The 20,718-nt window shown below is 66.5% G+C and carries 19 protein-coding genes and 2 pseudogenes; 16 read left to right on the top strand and 5 right to left on the bottom strand.

The annotated features are described in order from the left end of the window. Positions 1–19: 19 nt before the first annotated feature. Positions 20–616 carry a TetR family transcriptional regulator gene (locus tag MHY20_RS09910; RefSeq protein ID WP_239376516.1) on the top strand — a complete coding sequence of 199 codons (597 nt, stop codon included), beginning with the start codon at positions 20–22 and terminating at the stop codon, positions 614–616. 456 nt (positions 617–1,072) lie between these two features. Here MHY20_RS09910 and erm read toward each other — a convergent pair whose 3' ends face one another. Further along, complete coding sequence (erm, locus tag MHY20_RS09905) at positions 1,073–1,900, bottom strand: 23S ribosomal RNA methyltransferase Erm (RefSeq protein WP_239376526.1); 828 nt, start codon at positions 1,898–1,900, stop codon at positions 1,073–1,075. A 400-nt stretch (positions 1,901–2,300) separates the two neighbouring features. Between erm and mobF the strand changes: the two genes are divergently transcribed. The 5 genes from mobF (at position 2,301) to MHY20_RS09880 (ending at position 10,746) form a co-directional block, all read left to right on the top strand. Further along, entirely contained in the window at positions 2,301–5,831 is a 3,531-nt protein-coding gene (mobF, locus tag MHY20_RS09900) for a MobF family relaxase (RefSeq protein WP_239376525.1), read from the top strand. Between the two features lie 254 nt (positions 5,832–6,085). Further along, on the top strand, positions 6,086–7,840 hold the full coding sequence (locus tag MHY20_RS09895; RefSeq protein WP_239376515.1) for a P-loop NTPase fold protein: 1,755 nt from the start codon (positions 6,086–6,088) through the stop codon (positions 7,838–7,840). A gap of 358 nt (positions 7,841–8,198) precedes the next feature. After that, entirely contained in the window at positions 8,199–8,705 is a 507-nt protein-coding gene (locus MHY20_RS09890) for a hypothetical protein (RefSeq protein ID WP_101967810.1), read from the top strand. A gap of 8 nt (positions 8,706–8,713) precedes the next feature. Continuing rightward, positions 8,714–9,994, top strand: a complete 1,281-nt coding sequence (locus tag MHY20_RS09885) for a queuosine biosynthesis protein queC (protein WP_239376514.1) — start codon at positions 8,714–8,716, stop codon at positions 9,992–9,994. Next, on the top strand, positions 9,991–10,746 hold the full coding sequence (locus tag MHY20_RS09880; protein ID WP_041102998.1) for a TatD family hydrolase: 756 nt from the start codon (positions 9,991–9,993) through the stop codon (positions 10,744–10,746). Before MHY20_RS09885 ends, MHY20_RS09880 begins: the two co-directional genes overlap by 4 nt. 475 nt (positions 10,747–11,221) lie before the next feature. Here the strand turns inward: MHY20_RS09880 and MHY20_RS09875 are convergent, their stop codons facing one another. Continuing rightward, positions 11,222–12,115, bottom strand: coding sequence for a recombinase family protein (locus tag MHY20_RS09875; protein WP_239376513.1), 894 nt, complete (start codon positions 12,113–12,115; stop codon positions 11,222–11,224). A gap of 38 nt (positions 12,116–12,153) precedes the next feature. On the opposite strand from MHY20_RS09875, the gene MHY20_RS09870 reads away from it, so the two are divergent. From MHY20_RS09870 to MHY20_RS09840, 7 genes and pseudogenes are all read left to right on the top strand, one after another. Further along, complete coding sequence (locus MHY20_RS09870; RefSeq protein WP_239376512.1) at positions 12,154–12,465, top strand: hypothetical protein; 312 nt, start codon at positions 12,154–12,156, stop codon at positions 12,463–12,465. Positions 12,466–12,482: 17 nt separating this feature from the next. Continuing rightward, a pseudogene (locus MHY20_RS09865) lies at positions 12,483–12,530 on the top strand (hypothetical protein); the annotation flags it as partial. A gap of 31 nt (positions 12,531–12,561) precedes the next feature. Beyond that, positions 12,562–13,077 carry a phosphoenolpyruvate carboxykinase domain-containing protein gene (locus tag MHY20_RS09860; protein ID WP_239376511.1) on the top strand — a complete coding sequence of 172 codons (516 nt, stop codon included), beginning with the start codon at positions 12,562–12,564 and terminating at the stop codon, positions 13,075–13,077. Between the two features lie 361 nt (positions 13,078–13,438). Next, complete coding sequence (locus tag MHY20_RS09855) at positions 13,439–14,350, top strand: metal ABC transporter substrate-binding protein (protein ID WP_239376510.1); 912 nt, start codon at positions 13,439–13,441, stop codon at positions 14,348–14,350. A gap of 2 nt (positions 14,351–14,352) precedes the next feature. Beyond that, a complete protein-coding gene (locus MHY20_RS09850) occupies positions 14,353–15,141 on the top strand; it encodes a metal ABC transporter ATP-binding protein (RefSeq protein WP_239376509.1) in 789 nt (262 codons plus the stop codon). Beyond that, a complete protein-coding gene (locus MHY20_RS09845; RefSeq protein ID WP_239376508.1) occupies positions 15,138–16,073 on the top strand; it encodes a metal ABC transporter permease in 936 nt (311 codons plus the stop codon). The genes MHY20_RS09850 and MHY20_RS09845 overlap by 4 nt, the downstream gene beginning before the upstream one ends. Beyond that, entirely contained in the window at positions 16,070–16,957 is an 888-nt protein-coding gene (locus MHY20_RS09840) for a metal ABC transporter permease (protein WP_239376507.1), read from the top strand. Before MHY20_RS09845 ends, MHY20_RS09840 begins: the two co-directional genes overlap by 4 nt. A 131-nt stretch (positions 16,958–17,088) precedes the next feature. On the opposite strand, the gene MHY20_RS09835 is transcribed toward MHY20_RS09840, so the two are convergent. Together MHY20_RS09835 and MHY20_RS09830 are read right to left on the bottom strand one after the other, a co-directional pair. Continuing rightward, positions 17,089–17,550 (bottom strand): hypothetical protein, encoded by a 462-nt coding sequence (locus MHY20_RS09835; protein ID WP_239376506.1) that lies wholly within the window; start codon positions 17,548–17,550, stop codon positions 17,089–17,091. Between the two features lie 111 nt (positions 17,551–17,661). Continuing rightward, complete coding sequence (locus MHY20_RS09830; protein ID WP_183377077.1) at positions 17,662–18,339, bottom strand: metal-dependent transcriptional regulator; 678 nt, start codon at positions 18,337–18,339, stop codon at positions 17,662–17,664. A gap of 337 nt (positions 18,340–18,676) precedes the next feature. On the opposite strand from MHY20_RS09830, the pseudogene MHY20_RS09825 reads away from it, so the two are divergent. Further along, positions 18,677–19,003: pseudogene (locus tag MHY20_RS09825) on the top strand (relaxase domain-containing protein); the annotation flags it as partial. A gap of 17 nt (positions 19,004–19,020) precedes the next feature. Continuing rightward, positions 19,021–19,779: a MerR family transcriptional regulator gene (locus tag MHY20_RS09820; RefSeq protein ID WP_239376505.1), complete on the top strand. Its 759-nt coding sequence runs from the start codon at positions 19,021–19,023 to the stop codon at positions 19,777–19,779. Positions 19,780–19,894: 115 nt separating this feature from the next. Here MHY20_RS09820 and MHY20_RS09815 read toward each other — a convergent pair whose 3' ends face one another. After that, positions 19,895–20,314, bottom strand: a complete 420-nt coding sequence (locus MHY20_RS09815; RefSeq protein ID WP_239376504.1) for a YccF domain-containing protein — start codon at positions 20,312–20,314, stop codon at positions 19,895–19,897. A gap of 223 nt (positions 20,315–20,537) precedes the next feature. Here MHY20_RS09815 and MHY20_RS09810 point away from each other — a divergent pair. Continuing rightward, positions 20,538–20,718 (top strand): hypothetical protein (locus MHY20_RS09810; RefSeq protein ID WP_239376503.1); only part of this gene is annotated, 181 nt, incomplete at its 3' end.

The following is a 20,718-nucleotide window of genomic DNA, read 5'->3' as shown; positions in this document are numbered from 1 at the left end:
GTTTGGTTAGGCTGGTGGAGTGAGCTACTGGGAACACCGCAAACCTGTGCGACGCCTCCGCGCAGTGGACATCGTGGAGGTTGCGAGGGCATCGGTGAAGCTGCTGGACGAAGGCGGGTTGAGGGCCCTCACTCTGCGATCTGTGGCGCAACAGGTGGGTGTTGCTCCAGCCAGCCTGTACTCCCGCGTCGAATCCGTCGACGATCTGTTCGACCTCGCCCTCGACACAGCGCTTGCAGACGATCCCGTGATGTCCGAGTCGATCCGCAACGCCGACCTGCCTGCCCTGATGCACGCCTTCTTCGCGCACCTCACGACCCACCGGTGGGCCGGTCAGGTCATCGGTATGCGCGCTCCCAGGGGCCCGGCGTACCTGGCCCTTTCCGAGCGGATGTGCGTCCTGCTCGAACAAGCGGGTACCCCGGATCCGCTGGGAACTGCCTACCGATTGTCCAACCTGGTGATTGGCGCCTCGCTGACCGCACCCATGGCGTCTGACGAGAAGCGCGTCACCATTGACCCTGACCAAGCTCCTACCTATGCGCGGCTCCACGCGACGCACCACATCAGCCCACGCGAGATTCTCTCCGACGGCATCACGGCACTCCTGTCGTGAGGGGGCCTTTTGATTCGGGGCTGCCCTGCATTGCTGATGGCCACGGGCTGGTCTCCGTGAGAGTGCGCCCAATCGCAGTGCGCCGATATTCGGACGGGCTGATCCCGACGACGTCGGTGAACTGCCGTGCGTCATGCCCACGGCTGCGCCACCCGACTTTTGTCATGGCGACGCCGATTGGAAGATCAGTCTCGACCAGGAGCTCAGCCAGCCGATGGGCCCGAATGTGAGCCAGGTACCGCATGGGCGGCATCCCGAATCGTTGTGTGAATGCTCTGCCCAGCTGTGACACCGAGAGGTGAACCAGCGCGGCAAGGTCACGGAGCCGCCAATCCCGTTGAGGTGCTTCTGCGAGCAGCCGCGCTGCCAGTTCTGTGGATGTTTCACCGGAACGGTGCTCCGTGGCACTCCTAGCTGTTGACGTGTAGCGGAAGGCCTGGTGCCGCGCAGCGATGGTCATCGACGGCGCCTCCTCGACTTCACCTGCTGCGTCTGCGCACGGTGTGCAGGCGGTGAAGAACCGGTGGTCTTGAACAAGTTCACCCATGCCTCGACGGGCAGGTCCTTCGGGAGTCCTGCAGCGGTCATGCCGTGGCGTGTCAGCCACGCCTGTGTGGTCTGTGGTGACCCGAGTGAGGTGGTGCGCGCGAGGATCTGTGCAAGCCCGCGGCCGGGGCCGGTGTAGACGCGGTGGACCAGGGCATGGAACTGGCGTCGCCGTGTCGGGGACAGCAGCGGATGTTCGCGACGGTGGATGGTGAGGATTCCGCCGTCGACTCCCGGACGCGGGGTGAACGCGCGAGCGGGAACACGACTGTGCAGCGTGAACTCGAACCAAGGCGCCCATTGCGCCGTCATCATCGTGGCACCGCCGACACCCGCTCTGCGCCGCGCGACTTCCCATTGCACGAGCACGATGGCATCGGTCCATGCCGGGGCGTGCAGGATGCGGCGCAGTATGGCCGTGGTCTGGTGAAACGGCAGGTTGCCGACGAGCACATGCGCAGACGTGGGAAGCCGGTAGGTCAGGAAGTCGTCGGCGACGACCTCCACGTGCGACGGGAGCCGTTGGGCCAAGCGTCGGGCGAGCCGGGTGTCGATCTCGACGGCTGTGACCGGTCGCCCGAGCTGGGCCAGCGGGGTGGTGAGTGCTCCGTCACCGGGGCCGATCTCGATGATCGGACCATTGGTGGCGGTCACGAGCCGTGTGATCGTGGCGATGGTGGATGGGTCAGTCAGGAAGTTCTGGCCGTGCTCATGACGGCCACCTTGATAGGTAGGCACTGTTTGCTCCGTGGTTGTTGCGGAGCCGGGCACGCTGAAAGAGCCGCCCGGCCGTGATCACCGGGGCGGGAGCAACAACCTGTGGAGGGTGCTCGCCGCTGTTAGCGGCTGCGCAGACGCAGCGAAGCAGTGCCGTAGAACAACATGCCCACCAGCGTAGGTGACCCCGCTGCCGGTCAGCGACTCAATATCCCGTCTCTGCTCAAAGACGCGGAGATCCGTATCAATGCTGGCCAGTACGAATCCCAGCTAACCCACGGCCGCAGAGCCTCGGCATCATCGAGATTCGTTTCATGAGAGACCTCGACAGATCTGCCACGCGTCTTGCAGATCGAGGTTGGGAGGGCGCTGGCTCACCTGTGTGACGAGCAGGTGAGGGGTGGTTTGGGTGACGGTGTCGATGCGGGTGATGTCGGCCGGGGACGGCTACAAGTACCTGCTGCGCACCGTGGCGGCTGGTGATGGTGACCGGTCGTTGTCGACTCCGTTGACCCGCTACTACGCCGAGGCTGGCACCCCACCTGGACGTTGGCTTGGCTCCGGCGTGACCGCTCTGGGGCATGGTGAACTCGCCCCTGGAGCGCAGGTGTCGGAGGCGCAGCTTCAGCTGCTGGTGGGGATGGGGCGGGATCCGGTCACGGGCGTGCCGTTGGGGCGGGCGTATCCGGTGTACAGCTCGACGGCGGAGCGGGTCGCGGATCGCGTCGGGCAACTGGACCCGTCGCTCGGCTCTGGGGAGCGGGGTCGGATGGTTGCGCAGATTGAGGCGGAGGAGGCTGCGCGGGGGTCGCGGCGTGCGGTGACGGGGTTTGATTTCACGTTCAGTGTGCCGAAGTCGGCGTCGGTGTTGTGGGCGGTTGCGGACGCGGGGACGCAGGCGTTGATTGCGCAAGCCCATCATGAGGCGGTTGCTGCGGTGGTTGCGTTCATGGAGCGCGAGGTTGCAGCCACCCGCGCCGGTGCAACTGCTGGTGATGGCGCGGTTGCACAGGTCGACGTCACGGGTTTGATCGCGACGGCGTTTGATCACTTCGATTCCCGTGCCGGGGACCCGCACTTGCATACGCATGTGGTGATCAGCAACAAGGCCAGCACGGTGTTGGATGGGAAGTGGCGGAGTCTGGATGGGCGTCCGATGCATGCCGCGGTTGTCGCGTTGTCGGAGCTGCACGAGGCCGTGTTCGCCGATCACATGACCCGAACCTTCGGCGTGAGCTGGGAGCCGCGGGAGATGGGACGGGACCGGAACCCGTCGTGGGCGATCACCGACGTCCCCGAACAGCTGGTGGCGGAGTTCTCCACCCGGGCGCGGCAGATCGAGGTGGAGAAGGACCGGCTGGTGGCCGAGTACGTGGCGGCCCACGGACGGCAGCCATCCGATGCCACCGTGATCCGATTGCGCGCCCAGGCCACACTCGCGACCCGCCCAGAGAAGCAGCTCCGATCCTTGGCGGAGCTAACAGCCGAGTGGCGCACCCGCGCCAGCCAGCAGCTCGGCAGGGACGCCACCGTGTGGGCGCGCACCATCACGGCGGGGGAGCGGCAAACGTTGTTGCGGGCTGATGATGTGCCGCTGGATCTGATCGGGCAGGTGGGGCGGTCGGTGGTCGAGGTGGTCGGTGAGAAGCGTTCGACGTGGCGGCGCTGGAACCTGATGGCCGAAGCCGCCCGCCAAACGATGGGGTGGCGGTTCGCCACCGTCGAGGACCGCGAAGCCATCACCGCGATGGTTGCCGACGCCGCCGAACACGCGTCCCTGCGCCTGACCCCACCCGAGCTCGCGACCAGTCCGGTGGAGTTTCGCCGCCTGGACGGCACCAGCGTGTTTCGTCCGAAGCACTCCACGGTGTTCTCCTCCGACACCCTCCTGGCCGCAGAGGACCGCCTCCTGCAACGGGCCCGGGCCACCACCGGGCAGAGTGTCGACCTCGCCACCGTCGAGGCCATCACCGGTCGCCCTGACGCCGAGGGGCGGGTGCTCGGTCGTGACCAGGCTGCAGCTTTGGCGTCGGTTGCGGTGTCGGGCCGGGTCGTGGATGTATTGGTAGGGCCGGCGGGGGCTGGGAAGACAACGGCCATGAACGCTCTCCGCCGGGCATGGGAGACCGAGCATGGTGCCGGCTCGGTAGTAGGACTGGCCCCGTCTGCGGTGGCGGCGCAGGTGCTGGCCGACGATCTGGGCATTCAGACGGAGAACACGGCGAAGTGGTGGACCACCCACCAACACACCGGCGCCACCTTCCATGCCGGGCAGCTCGTCATCATCGACGAAGCCTCCCTCGCCGGCACCCTCTTCCTGGATCGCATCACGCAGGCAGCGGAGGAGGCGGGGGCGAAGGTGCTGCTCGTCGGTGACTACGCACAGCTCCAGTCCGTCGATGCCGGTGGTGCGTTCAGCCTGTTGATCCACGACCGCGACGATGCCCCCGAGCTGGTCGATGTTCACCGCTTCACCCATGTTTGGGAGAAGACCGCGTCCCTGGAGTTGCGACATGGCCGCACCCCGGTCATCGACACCTACCTGGCACACGATCGCATCCATGATGGTGACGCCGAGGCCATGACCGATGCCGCCTACACCGCCTGGCGCCGTGACCCCCAGGCGGGTTTGGTGTCGATGCTGATCGCCGAAACCCGCGAGAACGTCACCGCCCTCAACGTCCGCGCCCGTGCCGACCTCATCCTGGACGGCACGCTGAAGCCCGGCCCCGAAATCACCCTGTCCGACGGGTCCATGGCGGGCGTGGGTGACACGATCATCACCCGCCGTAACGACCGTCGGCTGCGGAACCGGCACGGCTGGGTCCGCAACGGCCAAACCTGGACCATCACCGCCGTGCGCGACGACGGGTCGGTCACGATCCGCCCACCCGGTGCCCGGTTCGGCAACAGCATCGTCCTGCCCGCCGACTACGTGGCTGAGCACGACGACCTCGGCTACGCCGTCACCGCCCACCGCGCCCAAGGCATCACCACCGACACCGCCCACGTCCTCGTCGAACCGACCACGACCAGGGAGAACCTGTATGTGGCGATGACGCGTGGACGGGAATCGAACCGGGCCTACGTCATCCTTGACCGTCCCGACGATCACGCCACGTCGCATCCGGGCGACAATCCCGACGCCACCGCCCGCACGGTCCTCTACGGCGTGCTCCAACACAGCGGTGCTGAGCTGTCCGCGCACGAGACCATCACCGCCGAGCAAGACCAGTGGGGCTCGATCGCCCAACTCGCCGCCGAATACGAAACCATCGCCGCCGCAGCCCAACACGACCGCTGGACCACCCTGGTCCGCGGCGCAGGGCTCACCGACGAGCAAGCGCAAGCCGTCATCGACTCCGATGCCTTCGGCGCGTTGACTGCGGAACTGCGCCGGGCGGAAGCCAACCACCACAACGTCGACGCACTCCTGCCACGCCTCATCAAGGCTCGTGGGTTCGCTGACGCCGACGACATCGCCTCCGTCATCCACCACCGCCTCGCGAACGCCACCACCCGACCCGCCGGCTCGGGCCGCGCACGACGGGCGCCGCGTCTCATCGCCGGGCTGATTCCCGAAGCCACCGGCCCCATGACCCCCGACATGCAGCAAGCGCTGACCGAACGCCGCCACCTCATCGAAACCCGAGCAGAAGCCGTCCTCGACGCCGCCCTCCACACCCACGAGCCATGGGTTACCGCACTCGGCCCGATACCCGCGATTGGGCGGGAGCGGCAGCAGTGGCGACGCCGCGCCCTGGTTGTCGCTGCTTACCGTGACCGGTACCAGATCACCGATCCGACACCGCTCGGCGCCCAGCCCGAAGGCACGGCGCAGAAGATCGACCGCGCCCGCGCCGAAACCGCGCTCCGGACGCTGACCCGCCCGACCCTCCAGGACGAGCGTCGGCGCCCCGCCTCCCAAGCGACGCGGCACCTCCACCTCTAACCCGCCAACGGTTGGCCTGTGGAGGCCGTCGACCGCTCCGAATGATTGTTCGCGGGGTAGGCGGTGAGTTCTCATGCTTGGGCTGCAGCCCGATGCTCACGCCACACGTCGCCATGAAGACGGGCTCACTCGCATCCCGTAGTCGTGTCGTGGCCCCATGGGGGCCAACTTGTCGAGATACTTGTGGGGGACATGAATCTCTGACACCAGGCGATTTCGCGCAGCCGAGCCATCGCCAGAGAGCGAGGCAGGCTATGGCGGCGACACTTCCACAGATCCGGCTATGGGACGACAACCCGAGCACACTAGACCTCCTCGGGTTCGACGCCGTGGTCGAGCCGATCGTCGCCGCGGTCCGCGAACGCAGCATTCACCCGCTGACGCTGTCGGTGCAGAGCCCGTGGGGCGGCGGAAAGTCCACGATCCTGAAGCTGATCGAGGCCGAGTTCCAGGACGACGACAGCTGCTTCGTCGTCTCGACCAACCCGTGGGCCTACGACGACCAGGCGGATGTCAAAGGCACTCTGATCTCTGAGATTCTGCACGGCATCGAGAGCCAGATCCCCGATCCAGGCATCAGGGCCAAGGTGGCCGACAAGGCGAAGGAACTGCTCGGACGCATCAGTTGGAGCCGAGCCGCGGTCGCCATCGCCAAGGGCGCGCTGACCTTCCAGGTCGACCCGCAACAGATCGCGGACATCTTCCAGCCCAAGGACCCGGGCGGGCCGGACTCGATGGCCAGCTTCAACGACGCCTACAAGGAGCTGCTCGCGCTCATACCGAACGTTGAGCGTGTCCTGGTCTTGGTCGACGACCTCGATCGATGTTTGCCGGATGCGGTGACCGCTACATTGGAGGCGATCAAGCTCTTCCTCTCGACCGAGAAGATGGTCTTCGTCCTGGCAGCGGACCAGGACATGGTCCGAGAAGCTATCTCGGTGAGCCTGGATGGCGCTCGCCGCGGCGACATCTTCGCCCAGCGCTACTTGGAGAAGATCGTTCAGCTCCCGATTGCACTACCGCGTCTGTCCGCCGCCGATGCGGAGGCCTACATCGGCCTCCTGATCGCTGGCCGTTCGATGGAGGAGTCGGACCTGCAGGCCCTCGCGGAGCACGTCCGTGCCCGACGCAACGCTAACCAGTCTCCACTGCTGCATGGCTTCGACGACCTCGCCGTCAAGCCATCTGACGAAGACCTCGCGCTTGCGATTCAGCTTGCCGAAGGGCTCAGCGCGGATCGGCGGTCGAACCCGCGCCAGATCAAGCGTTTCCTCAACGCGTTTGGCGTTCGCGAGTCGATCGCCCGCGCTCGCGGCGTCACGATCCCCCCGGCCGTGATGATCAAGATGCTGCTGCTCGAAGAACTTCACCGCACGTCCTTCAACGCGTTGGCGGGAGCGTCGGTTCAAGAGCGCAAGTCCATCGTGGCCCGGTGGGAGGCGTGGGCGAACCCCTCCGGTGAGGAGGGCGAGGACGCGACCCTCCCAGAGGGCATCGACGAAGCGACGAAGGAATGGGCCGCTGCCCCTCCGTCACTGCGAAGCGAGAACCTTGACCCGTATCTCACCCTCGCTGCGAGCCTGATCAACGTGAGTATGGGCGCTCAGGTCTCCGACGAGGTGCTGGCGCTGATCAACGATCTGCTCGGCGAGAGTGATGCTGCGCGGAACGTGGCCGCCGACGCTCTCAGCGAGCGCGGGGAAGACGAGCAACGGGCAGCTCTCGATGTTCTGTTCGCCACGGCCAAGCGCCTGGATGACGGCGAAGCAGTGGTCCGCGGCGCAGTGCTTTGGGTCGGGAAGACGCCCGCACTGGAGCAGGATGTGGCAGCCGGAGTTGAAGCACACTGCTGGGGATCACGACTTACTCCAGGTGCGGTCGTCGAACTCGCGACAAGCAGGCGATCTACCCTCATGCAGCTCGTGAGACGTGCCGCTCAGGACACCACACTGCACCCGTCGACGCAGACCGCCGCGCGCGAGGAGTTGGAGCAGGTCAGTGGGAACTAGTGGCGCTTACGGCGGCAGCAACTCTGCTGAATGGAACGACTTCCGAGACGCATGGTCCGACCTCGGCTCAGGGCATGCCGGCACCGGCGGTGACACCGGAGAGCCGGGCCCTTCTCAGCCTTCCGATCAGCTGTTTGAACCGACGCAACCCGCGTCCGACCTCGACCGAGTAGGGCAAGCACTTATCAATGCCCTCTGGCGCGACGATCCAGCCACCAGAGGCAACGTCGTACCGACAATTCCGCGCCCACGTGTTCCCGGCCGCCGCGGCGCCGGTGCAGGAGGTGCAGCAGGCGCAGGAGGAACAGGCGGGGGATCCGCAGGCGCCGGGCGGTCCGGGAGCCGGTCCACTCGGCAGGTGATTGGTGGAGCCTCACGCGGTGGCGCGACGATCGGTGCGGCCTACGCGCTGCGGAACCGCGACGCCCAGCGGCTGGCTGACTACGGCCTGTCACTCGCCGAGTTCGACTCCCTCAGCCCTCGCGCTCGCATCAGCAGACTCGTCACCCTCATGATCGGCGACGACGGACACCCCGATGACCGAGCCATCCGCCAAGCGGCCACGGAACAGGTCAAGAAGATCGTGAGGACCGAAGGCGAGCCCCCGACCGCCACCGAGGCAATCAAAGGCTTCGTCAGCGCGTACATCTTCCAGCTGGGACTTGTCGAACTCCAAGACCAAATCATCAACGGAACACTTGACGGCAACGAAGCAGTAGTGCGCGAGCGCATGCTGCGCGGTTGGATCGACGCGAAGGTTCGTTCTCTCGACATCGACGCCAGCCCCGCGCTCTCAGCGAACGCCCTTCACCAGGCGGCCGCTGACCTTGCCCAACGAGCCGTTCGTGTTCTGAGAGCGAGGTAAGCGACAACATGCCGCTCACACACTTCTATGTCTCTGGTGAGGCCTCCACCAACCAGCCCCCGGCGGATCGTCACCATCTTCGGTGGCCCACCATGGCCGGTGGGACGGACACCGTAAGAAGCGCTGTCGGCTGGTGGTTGCCCTCGCTGGGCCCAGTCCCGACGCAGGCGATCGATCTGGTCCGCATCGCGGGCGGCGCCTACCTCGTCGACCGACTCTCTGGCAGACCCAGCGCCTTCACTCGGCGACTTCATCTCACGGTAGAGGTCGCCGATCCCGAGCCGTGGGAGGGCGAGGCGATCGACCAACTCGCTCAGCTACTTTTCTGGCTCACAGGCGACACCTGGGAACTCCAGCTCGTCCAGGACCCCACCACCCCGAATGACCCGATCGCAGGACCCTCTGGTGGCGCGGACTCTGTCGCGCTGCTCAGCGGAGGGCTCGACTCATATCTTGGAGCGTTGCACCTGCTCGCCACTCTGGACGAGGAGCCGCTGTTCGTGGGTCACTACGACACCGCCACCGCTGTCCGTCGAGCCCAAAACACCGTTCACAGCTGGCTGGAGGAAGCCCACACTCCACCGCCCTCGTACACGCAGATCGAGTTCACCCAAGTCGCCGACAAGAAGGAAAGCTCCAGCCGCAGCCGCTCGTTGCTCTTCCTCGCGCTCGGAACCGCCGTTGCCACCAGCCGTGGCGCCTCCAAGCTCTTCGTGCCGGAGAACGGATTCACCAGTCTCAATCTCCCCCTACACCCCAACCGGGCCGGCGCGCTCTCGACTCGTTCTACCCACCCCGAGACCTTCTATCGGGTCAACCTGCTCCTGCAGAGCCTTAACCTGTCACTCGCCGTGACTAATCCCTTCGCCACTTTCACTAAGGGGGAGGAGATGCGGCTGGTCGCTGATAGCCACCCACCGGGTGGTTGGGACCGCATCGCTGGGCTCACGGTGTCCTGTAGCAAACTCGACGGCGCTCGGATCAAGGGCGGAAACTCGACCCTCAACTGTGGCCTCTGCTACGCATGCGTCACTCGCAGGGGTGCATTCATCGCGGCGGGGGTCAACGACTCGACCAGCTACCTGTCCGACGGACTCACTGGAAACGCGCGGCTCGAACTCCTTGAACGGCGCTACAGCGACCGCGCCGCCATCTCGTACGCAACAACTCGCGGCATCGACGACGACGTGATCGACGCAGGAACCTGGCCCCCAGACGCCGACCTGGACGAAATCAGCGACCTCGCCCGCCGAGGTCTCGCCGAACTTGGAAAGGTGACCCTGATATGAGCAGGTCTGCTCTCCCCGCACTAGACGCCCACGCCCACATCGCGCCGGACGTCACACCGACACAGATCGCGGCCCTCGGACAATCCGTCGTGTTCGCCATGACCCGGAGCCTGGACGAAGCCCGCAAAGTCAAGAACCGGCGAGATCCAGCGCTCGTTTGGGGGATCGGCGTCCACCCCGGCCTAGCGACAGCGCGCGAGGCATGGGACCCCGAACATTTCACCGCTCTGCTCGGCTCGTTCGCCCTGGTCGGGGAAATCGGTCTCGACCGCCGAGGCGGCGACCTGGTACGCCAGCGTTCGATCTTCAAGGACGTACTGAGCATCGTCCGCAGCGAACCGGTACTCGTCTCCATCCACAGCAACGGCCTCGCAACCGAGGTCGTCGAACACCTCCAGGCCGCCGGCATGCGCGGTGCGATCCTGCATTGGTTCAACGGTGATTCCACCGACATCGCTGGCGCGATTGAGACCGACGCGTACTTCTCGGTCAACGCCGCGATGTCCGAGGACCAGATCAGGCAACTGCCCCCGGAACGAGTCCTGTGCGAGACAGACTTCCCGACTCGCAAGATCCGGGCCCGCAAACCTGCCGACACAGAGCGCATCGAACACCTGCTCAGCCAGATCTGGAACAAGACACCCGAAGAGGTCCGCGCCCGAACGTGGTGGAACCTGCGCACCCTGAGCGAACGCTCCGGCGCCATCGAACGCCTGCCAGAGGCAGTCGCCGACACCCTCCTCTACCTGTAGACGTGCGACGGCATGGTCTACCCAATGGGGACTGCCCGGCCGCGGCGTCTTTATCTGTCACGCCCCTGGGGGTCACGCAAAGCCACCCCCGCAGCGATCAGATGATTCCGAACTGTGCCCGCTGAGAACCCCTGGCGCTCACCAACACGTTCGAGCGACTCTCCGTTCGCATAACGCTGAACCATGTCGCGGACCTCTGCAGCGGAAGGGGTCGCCCGCCGTATGCGGACGCCTCGCTCCCGGAGCAATGCCGCCAGCCCGTGACGACTGAGACCGACATCGGTGGCGATCGCGCGAAGAGTCTCTCCAGCGCGGTAGCGCGCTACCGCAGCTTCGAGCGCCTCGCCGGTGACTCTGCGTTGCATGCTGTCCGGCGCCACTCGCCGATGGGTGGCACGTGCCGCGCGGGCGCGGATCGTTCGGTGCAGCCGCCCCATACGAACCAGCGCAGGGGCAAGTTTCGACAAGCCTCCCGCTAGGTCCACAATTTCAGACGTACTAGAACACCTGACATCGGTGGAAGCCGGTGTTGGTGCGAGGGCGGCGAACGGCTCAGCGAGTCGGATCGTCGCCCTTTCGTCTTCGCTGATCTCGATGTCGTTGGTGAGCGCTTGGTTAGCCAGTCGCTTGCCTTGATCGTTGGTGCGCGCGTACAGGGTCGCGCAGTCAACGAGCAGGCTGAGCGCTGTGCTGAGGTGTTTGCGGGTGCCTTCGCGCTGGTCGTGCTCGTTGGCCAGTCGCCGGTCGATGTCAGCAAGGCCGGCGCGGCGAGCGAAGCGTATTCGGACTCGGTGATCGCGATGTCTCGGTAGCAGTCCGCGACCAGCTGCTCGGCGATTCCGACGGGCACGGCCCGTCGGGTGCAGTGCTTTCGTTTGGAGGTTCGACCGGAGCAGACGTAGTAGGCGTAGCGCACGCCTTGCTTGTTGGCTGGATAGTCCAGTTGCATCCGTGACCCGCACTGGCCGCAGAACAGGGTGCCTTTCAGGTAGTGGTTGTGCGTGCGGCGGCGCTCGTCCGCGATCTTGCGGGAGTCGAGTAGCCGTTGGACTTGCTGCCAGGTCTCGACATCGACCAGCGGCTCGTGGGTGCCGGACTGCTCGGCTCCTTTGTAGCGGACGATGCCGATGTAGTACGGGTTGCGCAGCAACTTGAAGAACGTGGAACGGCCCACCGGCCCAGACGGGCGCTTCGGGGTGGGTACGGTGGTGAGTCCGCGCGCTGTGGCCTCGGTGAGCAGGCTGACGACGGTGTTCTCGCCGGTTGCGTACTGCTCGAATACCCACCGCACCAGCGGGGCGCCTTCGCCGCCGAGCGCGGCGTGAAGCCCCCGGCCGCAGCCGTCCTCATCCACCTCCAAGAGGTCCACGCGCTCGCCCCGGGCGCCACTGCCGGAACGAGGATCGCATGAGCGCCGTCATCGACACCGTCTTGGACGATGCCGGAGTGAGCAATCGAGCTATACGCGAGTTCGTGCAGGAGTGGGCAACCATCACCACCCCGGAACGGGTGCAGGTCGTCGGCGCCGACGACGACCAACGACTCATCGCGGAGGCACTGGACGCCGGTGAACTGCTCCGAGCGGGCGAAGGCCGCTGCTACGCGAGGTCCCACGTCAAGGACACCGCGCGTTCGGAAGAGCGCACCGTCGTCGCCACCGCCCGCGAGTCCGACCGTGGCATCTACAACAACTGGCGGCCCGCCGCGAAGAAGTCGTAACGACTCTCCGCGAGCGGATGCGCGGCGCATCGGCGGGGAAGACCATGTACGTCATCCCATACCTCATGGCGCCGCCCGGCTCGCCGCTCGCCGACTATGCGGCCGGGGTGCAGCTCACCGACGACCGTCCACTATGGTTCCGCCTACGGCGGCAACGCCCTGCTCGGGAAGATCGCCCACGCCCTCCGCCAGGCCTCCTACGACGGTTGGCGGTCAGGCCGGTTCCTCGCCGAGCAGTTCATGCTCCTCGGCATCGTGGACACCCACACCGGACGCACTCACCACGTGTGCGGCGGGTTCCCCTCCGCGTCGGGCAAGACGAACCTCGCCATGACCCTGTCTCCTGACGCGCTCGGCGACCGGTACCGGGTCGAGTTCTACGGCGACGACATCGCCTGGCTCTGGGTCGGCAACGACGGACGCCTGTACGGCATGAACCCCGAGAACGGCGTCTTCGGTGTCGCCAAGGACACCAACGAGACCACCAACCCCGCCGCCATCGATGCGATCCGTCCCGGTTCCGGCACGATCTTCACCAACGTCGCCCACAACGCCCGCACCGGCGAAGTGTGGTGGGAGGGGGAAGACACCCCGCCCACCCGCAGACACTGAGGGCTGGCGGGACTGGACCGGAAGGTTCATCTCCGACCGCACGGCCGAGGAACAGGACGACCTCGACCGACTCCTGAGCATCGACACCACCCGGTGGCACCAGGAGATGACACACCGTGACGAGCATCTTGCCCAGTTCCCCGGCCTGCCCCACGCCATCCGCGATATTCACGCGCGGATCACTGCGAGCCTCGACCGTCGTTGATGCTCGCGCACCTCGCCTGATCATTCGGGTTGGCGAAAAGCTGGGAATCCCCACTATGCTCGAAGAACTACGGCTAGCCAAACAATCATGTTCTACCCACCGAGAGAAAGGCGTCGTATGCATGCGCGTTCAAGACTGATGACCCGCCGGGGAGCAGTGGCCGCCGCCCTGCTCCTAATCACGGGGTGCTCCGCCATCCCGCAGGAAGGCGGAGAGGCAGGCGCGGACGCGCTGACCGTGTACGCGACGACCGGGTACCTTGCCGACGCGGTCGCGAACATCGCCCCCGACGCGGAGGTCACCACGATGGTCGGCCCTGGCGGCGACCCGCACACCTACCAGCCGTCCACCAAGGACATCGAGACGATCCAGAACTCCGACGTGGTGCTGTGGAACGGGTTGCACCTGGAAGCGCAGATGATCGACCAGCTCGAAAGCCTCGGCGATAAGCAGCTCGCCGTCGGCGACGCGCTCCCCGAAGATCTGTTGCTGGCGTGGCCGGAGACTGACGACGAAGGCAACCCGCTGCATGACCCGCACGTGTGGAACAGTCCCGAGGCATGGTCCCTCGTGGTCGGTTACATCGCCGACAAGCTCGGCGAGATCGACCCCGAGAACGCCGACGAGTACCAGGCCAATGCCGAAGCGTACATCGGCGAGATCGAGGCCGCTGCCGCCGCGGCCGAGGAGCTGCTGGCGAGCGTCCCCGAACCTCGCATCCTGATCACCGGGCACGACGCGTTCAACTACTTCGGCGACACCTACGACCTGCAGGTGTACGCCACCGACTTCGTCTCCACCGAGGCAGCCCTGAGTGCCGAAGAGCTGAGCGAGCTCGCGAAACTGATCGCGGACAACCAGGTGCCGGTGATCTTCCAGGACAACCAGGCCAACCCGCAGGCGATCACGAGCCTGCGCGAAGCCGTTCGCGCGCGCGGCTGGGAGGTCGAGATCTCCGATCAGGAGCTCTACGCCGACTCCCTCGGCGCCGACCCCGGCGTGGACACCTACCTCGGCGTGTTCACCCACAACGCCCAGGCCGTCGCCGAAGCCCTGGGAACGGAGTGACTGTGACCGCACCCGTGACGGACCGCTCTGCCGCCATCGATCCGAACGCCGCGCTCGCCTGCGCCACCGAGAACCTCTCGGTGGCGTACCGGGCCGAGCCGGTGCTGCGCGGCGTGGACTTCCGTGTGCCGCAGGGAGTGGTGATGGGGATCGTCGGACCGAACGGGGCCGGCAAGTCCACGCTGATCAAAGCGATGCTCGGGCTCGTGAAGCCGCTCACCGGGACCTCGGAGTTCTTCGGGCAGCCCTTGGCGCGGGTGCGGCGTGCGGTCGGGTACATGCCGCAGTCCACGAGTGTGGACTGGGACTTCCCGACCACCGTTCTCGACGTGGTCACGATGGGCACCTACGGCACGCTCGGCTGGGTCCGCCGCCCCGGCAAAGCCGAGCGCGCCCGCGCGATCGCAGCACTGGAACAGACCGGGATCCCCGACCTTGCCTCCCGGCAGATCGGAGAGCTCTCCGGCGGACAGCGCCAGCGCGTGTTCCTCGCCCGCACCCTCGTGCAGGCTCCCGAGCTGTACTTCATGGACGAGCCGTTCCAGGGCATCGACGCGAAGAGCCAGCAGGCCATCGTCACCGTGCTGCACGCGCTCAGGGAGCAGGGCAAGACCGTCGTGATCGTGCACCACGACCTGGCGACCGTGCGCGACTACTGCGACCACGTCACTCTGCTGAACCGCCGCATCGTCGCCTCCGGTCCCGCCGACGAGGCGTTCACCAAGGAGAACATCCGCACCGCCTACGAGGTCACCGCGGACGATGACACCTTCCTCGAGTTCGCGTCATGAGCCTGATCGAGTTCTTCGATAACCACACCTACCGGATGGTGTTCTTCGGCACGATGACGATCGGCCTGGTCGCCGGCGCGCTCGGGAGCTTCGCGTATCTGCGCAAGCAGTCCCTTATCAGCGATGTCAGCTCCCACGCGGCCCTCCCCGGCACCCTGCTGGCCTTCCTCACCGCCGTGGTCGTCCTCGGCGTCGACGGGCGCAACATGATCGGGCTCATCATCGGAGCGGTCGTCGTCGGCACGATCGCGGTGCTGTTCGCCAACGGCGTGACCCGCACCTCGAAGATCCGCATCGACACCGCGATGGCTGTGGCGCTGACGATCTTCTTCGGCGCGGGGATGCTGCTCATGCGGATCATCGCCAACGGCGTCTTCCCCGGCAAGGGTGGCATCCAGGACTATCTCTTCGGCAACGCCTCTGTCATCACCATCGCCGATCTGACCACCAGCATCATCGTCGGGTCGCTCGCGCTGGTATTGATGCTGGTGTTCTGGAAGGAGTTCGCGCTGCGCACCTTCGATCCCGACCACTCCACCGTGCTCGGCTTCCGAGCGCGCACTATCGACATGCTCATGTTCACCACGATCGTGATCGCCACTGTGATCGGGGTGAAGGCCGTCGGTCTCGTTCTCATGGTCGCGTTCGTCGTCACCCCGCCCGCCGCCGCCCGCCAGTGGACGCGCACTCTGCCCGGCATGGTGGCCTTGTCGGCCGTGTTCGGCGCGCTGGGCAGCGGCGTCGGCGCCTACCTGTCGATCGTGCTCGGCAAGGTGCCCACCGGGCCGTTGATCGTGCTCACCCTGTTCGCGATCTTCCTGTTCTCGCTGCTGTTCTCGCCGCGGCGCAGCATCATCACCCGGATTGTCACCCGGGCGCGGGCGCGATCCGCTCTGAAACGCGAACTCGTCATGGAAGGAGCCGCCCGATGAGCTTCGTCGTCGGCACGACCCTCCTCGCCGTCGTCACGGCCCTGGCCTGCGCACTGCCGGGCACTTTCGTGGTGCTGCGGAAGAACTCGATGCTGGTCGACGCGATCAGCCACGCGGCGCTTCCCGGGATCGTCGTCGGTTACTTTTTCACCCACAACCTCGACTCGCCCCTCCTCATCATCGGAGCTGCACTCGCCGGCCTCATCGTCATGCTCGGCAGTGAATGGCTCACCCGCACGGGTCTGCTCACCGGAGACGCCCCACAGGGGCTCATCTTCCCCGCCCTGTTCAGTGCCGGCGTGATCCTCGTCAGTCTGAACTTCGCCAACGTCCACCTCGACACTCACGCCGTGCTCGTCGGAGACCTCAACCTCGCCGCGTGGGAGCAGCTCATTATCGGCGGCACCTCGTGGGGCCCGTCCTATCTGTATGTGATGCTGGGCGTGCTCGCCCTGAACATCGTGTTCCTCGGCGCGTTCTACTCCAAGCTCAAGGTCACCACCTTCGACGCGCAGTTCGCCACCAGCCTCGGCATTCGCACCGGCTTGGTGAACACCGCGTTCATGTTCCTGGTCTCGCTCACCGTCACCGCAGCGTTCAACGCCGCGGGGGCGATCCTCGTCATCGCGCTCATGATCGTCCCGCCTGCCACTGCGTACCTGCTCAGCCGGTCCCTGCCGGTCATGATCGCCCTCACCGCTGTCATCGCCGTCGCGGGTGCTCTCGCGGGGTTCTGGATCGCCTATGTGTTCAATGCCGCCACCAGCGCCGGGATGGCCGTGTTCTACGGGCTCGTCTTCGTGATCGTGCTCGCCGCCACCCGGCTGGCGCAGCGTGCGCGGCAACGGGAGAGGCGGCGCCCCCGGGTGGTAGCACCCGCCTGACCGGGGCCGGGGCGGGAGGGAAGCGCATGCGTGAGACGACGGCGACGCAGTACCTCAAGACGATCTGGCGCCTGGAAGAACGCGGACTGGCCCGCGTGGGCGTCACCACACTCACGGAACACCTCCGCAAGTCACCAGCGACCGTCTCCCAAGCCGTCCAATCCCTCACCTCGACAGGTCTGATAACCCACGAGCGCTACGGCCCCATCACCCTCACCCGTCCTGGATGCAGGGTTGCGGTCGTCGCGATCCGTCAGGAGCGCATTGCGCGCGCGTTCCTCCACAAAGTGCTCTCCTGGCCGTGGCCGAACATCGGCGAGGAAGCCGCAACTCTCAGCCCTGCTCTCAACGACGAGCTGGCCGAACGGATGCACCTCACCGCGGGAGCGCCGGACGCAGACCCGTATGGGCACCCCATCCCGGACGAGCAGGGGAACATCACGAGGATCAATGACCGTCCACTCAGCAGCTTCGCCGCGCCAATGACCGTCCGGGTGACTCGCGTCGATGACCGCGATACCAGCATCCTCGAACGGTTCCATAAGCTCGGACTCATCCCTCACGCAGTGGTGCAGATCAGCGGCCTCGACCAAGCCATCGGCGTCATTACCCTGACCACACCATGTGGTCCGGCGAGCATCGGACTGGGCAGCGCCGAACACATCGCGGCGATTGCCACACCTCCAACGCGCACGCGCTGGCGGCTACGAGACCGGCGTCACCCACACCGCGTCGGTAGCCGACCGGCCCAACGGCAACGGTCTCCCGCCCTCCTCGGTCACCACCTCGATGGTGTCCGAATAGGGGGCGGCAGCCCGAGTCTCCAGCACAGTCCCGTACCCGATACCGTGATCCGCGAAGAACTGCAGCAGCTGCGAGTCCTTGTCCGAGATCCGCTCGACACGAACCTGCCGCCCTGCGTCCAGCCCCGTTAACAACACCGCATCGGGCCTGGAGACAGTACCGTCCGCGCCGGGGATCGGATCGCCATGAGGGTCGCGGTCAGGATGCCCGAGATGTTCATCGATCCGGTCGATCATGAAGTCCGAGACCGCGTGCTCCAGCGTCTCCGCCTCATCGTGCACTTGATCCCATCGGTACCCAAGCACCTCCACCAGGAACGCCTCGATCAGTCGGTGTCGACGCACCATCGCCACCGCGTGCGTCCGCCCTGCCTCGGTCAACGTCACCGCGCCATACGGGGTGTGCTCCAGCAAGCCCTGATCGGTCAGCTTCCTGATCGCATCCGACGCCGTCGACAGCTTCACCCCCGTCCTCGCAGCTACGGTCGACGCTGTTACTGGCTCGTCAGACCACTCCCCAAGGCTCCACACCGCCTTGAGGTAGTTCTGACTACTCGCTGAAAGAACTGAAACCGTCACGCGATGAGAGTACCAAACATCACAATACGATGCGCCGAACTTTAGGTCTGCTTCGGCGAATCATTCACCTCAGGCCTTGGCAGCCGTGACTGGCCCGAGAGCCCGCTATTTCCCCACACGTCTGGCACTAAGAGTGCGGGCCGCGCCCTGCGCGCGCACCTGACCCCCGAGATCGCCCCTCCCGTGACGGTCTCGGGGAGGGGCCGTCGTGGTGATGACGATCCGGGTCATGTCGTCCGGCAAGGGGTACGAGTACCTGTTGAAATCGGTCGTCGTTGGTGACGGCGACCGGGTGATGAGCAGCCCGCTGACCCGGTATTAGACCGAGACCGGGAGCCCGCCCGGAACGTGGGTCGGTACCGGACTGCTGAGTCTCGACGACGGGCTCACCCGCGCGTTGGCGGAGGGCGACACGGTGACCGAGGATCACCTGGCCCGACTGCTGGGCGAGGGCATTCACCCGGTCACCGGCGCGAAGCTCGGCAAGAGGTTCCCCTCGCTGCAGCCGCCGCGCGAGCGGAATGCGGCCCGTGTTGCGCGCCTCGATCCCGGATTGCGGGGCGAAGCGCGGGCAGAGGCGGTGCTGGAGCGCAGGCCTGTGACGAAGCGGCGGCCGGTGCTCGAGCGCAGTTCTGACAGTGCGCTTGACCCTGACGCGGCGTGAGGCGGAACGGTGGAGCCATGGCACGAGATGACAACACAGATCAGCAGCGGCTCGGCACGGATCAGCCGGCTCGCGACCGCTCCGTAGGGGAGGTCGCCGACCTCTTCCGGGTGACGGTGCGGACCCTGCATCACTGGGAGGAGATCGGGCTGATCTCTCCGAGCGGCCGCACCTGGTCCGGGTACCGGCAGTTCTCCCCGGAGGACTGCGAACGGATCCAGCAGGTGCTGATCTACCGCGCCACCGGTATGCCGCTGAAGCGGATCGCCGAGGTGATCGCGGATCCGAGCACTCGCGCCATCGACCACCTGCGCGAACAGCGCCGGCTGCTGGAGAACAGGCTGCAGCAGCTGGAAGGGATGGTCGCCGCACTCGACGCCCTGATGGAGGACGCCATGACCACCGACAAGACCACGAACACCCGCACCGGCGGCGCTGCGACCGGCGCCGACGCGGCAGGAGACGCCGCGTCGGCCACCAGACGGGGGGACCGGTCACCGCTGAGTGTTGAGCAGCGCGCCCAGATCCTCGGCGACGCCCAGTTTCCCGTCTACGCAGCTGAAGCGGAGGACCGCTGGGGCGGCACGGATGACTGGGCCGTCTCGCAGAAGCGTGCCGACGCCATGACCGCGGATGACTGGGCCGCCGCGAAGGCCGGCACCGACCAGCTCGAGGCCGATCTCGCAGGCGCGCTCGCGCACGGCGTGGAGCCGGGTAGCGACGAAGCGAGTGCGCAGGCGCATGGGGTGGACCTGTCGGCCCTCCGGTGGGAGTGAACGGACAGAGCTGACCGAACTTCAGCAGAACGGCATACCTGTGGGGCCCGGCGCAGCCCAGTCCGAGCCAGTGCCCGGGCCCCGTCGCGCCCCGGGGAGGCGGAGCTGCGCGCCGTCAGCGGCGGGCGGTCGGCAGCATCGCGGCGCGGGAGTCAGAGGTGCTGACCACGGTCTTTCCGAAGGGGAAGCACGTCACCGGGATCAGCTTGATGTTCGCCCACGCCAGCGGCAGGCCGATGATGGTGATGGCCTGCGCCAGCGCCGTGGTGACGTGCGCGATCGCGAGCCATAGGCCCGCCACCAGGAACCAGATGATGTTGCCGAGACCGCTCAGGGCCGACGCGTGCCCGGTGTCCACTGCCTCGCGGCCGAACGGCCACAGCACGAAGCCGGCGAGGCGGAACGACGCCACGCCGAACGGGATCGTCACGATCGGCAGGCACGCGAGGACACCGAACACGATGTAGGCGATGAACAGGGGCACGCCAGCGGTGACGAGCCAGATCAGGTTGAGGATGAAGCGAATGAGTCCCATGGACTGAGCCTAGGCAGATCGCATGTGCGACGGGTGGGATCCGGCGGCCTCCCCGGCCTCGCCTGACCCGCGTCACCTCCGTCATGGCGGGTCTGGTCATGCTGGGGCTCGGGGCGACGCTGCTGGAGGAGACGGGGTTCGAAACCCTGGCATAAGCGCCTGATTCGTCACACATAAGCTGGCGTTATCGCGCGGTGGGGCGGTGGCGCCTACAGTGGGTGCCATGAGCACCAGCACCGATCCCCGCACCGAGAGCGCCCCCGCGCCCGGAGGCCCCCAGAACCCGCCGGGCCGCCCCGGCCCCGTCCGCCGCGCCTTCGGCGCCGTCGCCGGCATCCCCTTCGGCTATCAGGTCATCGCCGGCCTCATCCTCGGCGTGATCCTCGGCTTCATCGCCGCCCAGA

This window comes from Helcobacillus sp. ACRRO (assembly GCF_022347125.1).
Lineage (GTDB): Bacteria > Actinomycetota > Actinomycetes > Actinomycetales > Dermabacteraceae > Helcobacillus > Helcobacillus massiliensis.
The sequence above is the reverse complement of the archived record's forward strand: the minus strand, read 5'-3'. Positions and strand labels throughout refer to the sequence as shown.

Coding starts and splice junctions, on each gene's coding strand:
- mobF (WP_239376525.1), top strand. CDS start 2,301: ATGCGGGTGATGTCGGCCGGGGACGGCTACAAGTACCTGCTGCGCACC.
- MHY20_RS09895 (WP_239376515.1), top strand. CDS start 6,086: ATGGCGGCGACACTTCCACAGATCCGGCTATGGGACGACAACCCGAGC.
- MHY20_RS09885 (WP_239376514.1), top strand. CDS start 8,714: ATGCCGCTCACACACTTCTATGTCTCTGGTGAGGCCTCCACCAACCAG.
- MHY20_RS09880 (WP_041102998.1), top strand. CDS start 9,991: ATGAGCAGGTCTGCTCTCCCCGCACTAGACGCCCACGCCCACATCGCG.
- MHY20_RS09870 (WP_239376512.1), top strand. CDS start 12,154: ATGAGCGCCGTCATCGACACCGTCTTGGACGATGCCGGAGTGAGCAAT.
- MHY20_RS09860 (WP_239376511.1), top strand. CDS start 12,562: ATGCGGCCGGGGTGCAGCTCACCGACGACCGTCCACTATGGTTCCGCC.
- MHY20_RS09845 (WP_239376508.1), top strand. CDS start 15,138: ATGAGCCTGATCGAGTTCTTCGATAACCACACCTACCGGATGGTGTTC.
- MHY20_RS09840 (WP_239376507.1), top strand. CDS start 16,070: ATGAGCTTCGTCGTCGGCACGACCCTCCTCGCCGTCGTCACGGCCCTG.
- MHY20_RS09820 (WP_239376505.1), top strand. CDS start 19,021: ATGGCACGAGATGACAACACAGATCAGCAGCGGCTCGGCACGGATCAG.
- MHY20_RS09815 (WP_239376504.1), bottom strand. CDS start 20,314: ATGGGACTCATTCGCTTCATCCTCAACCTGATCTGGCTCGTCACCGCT.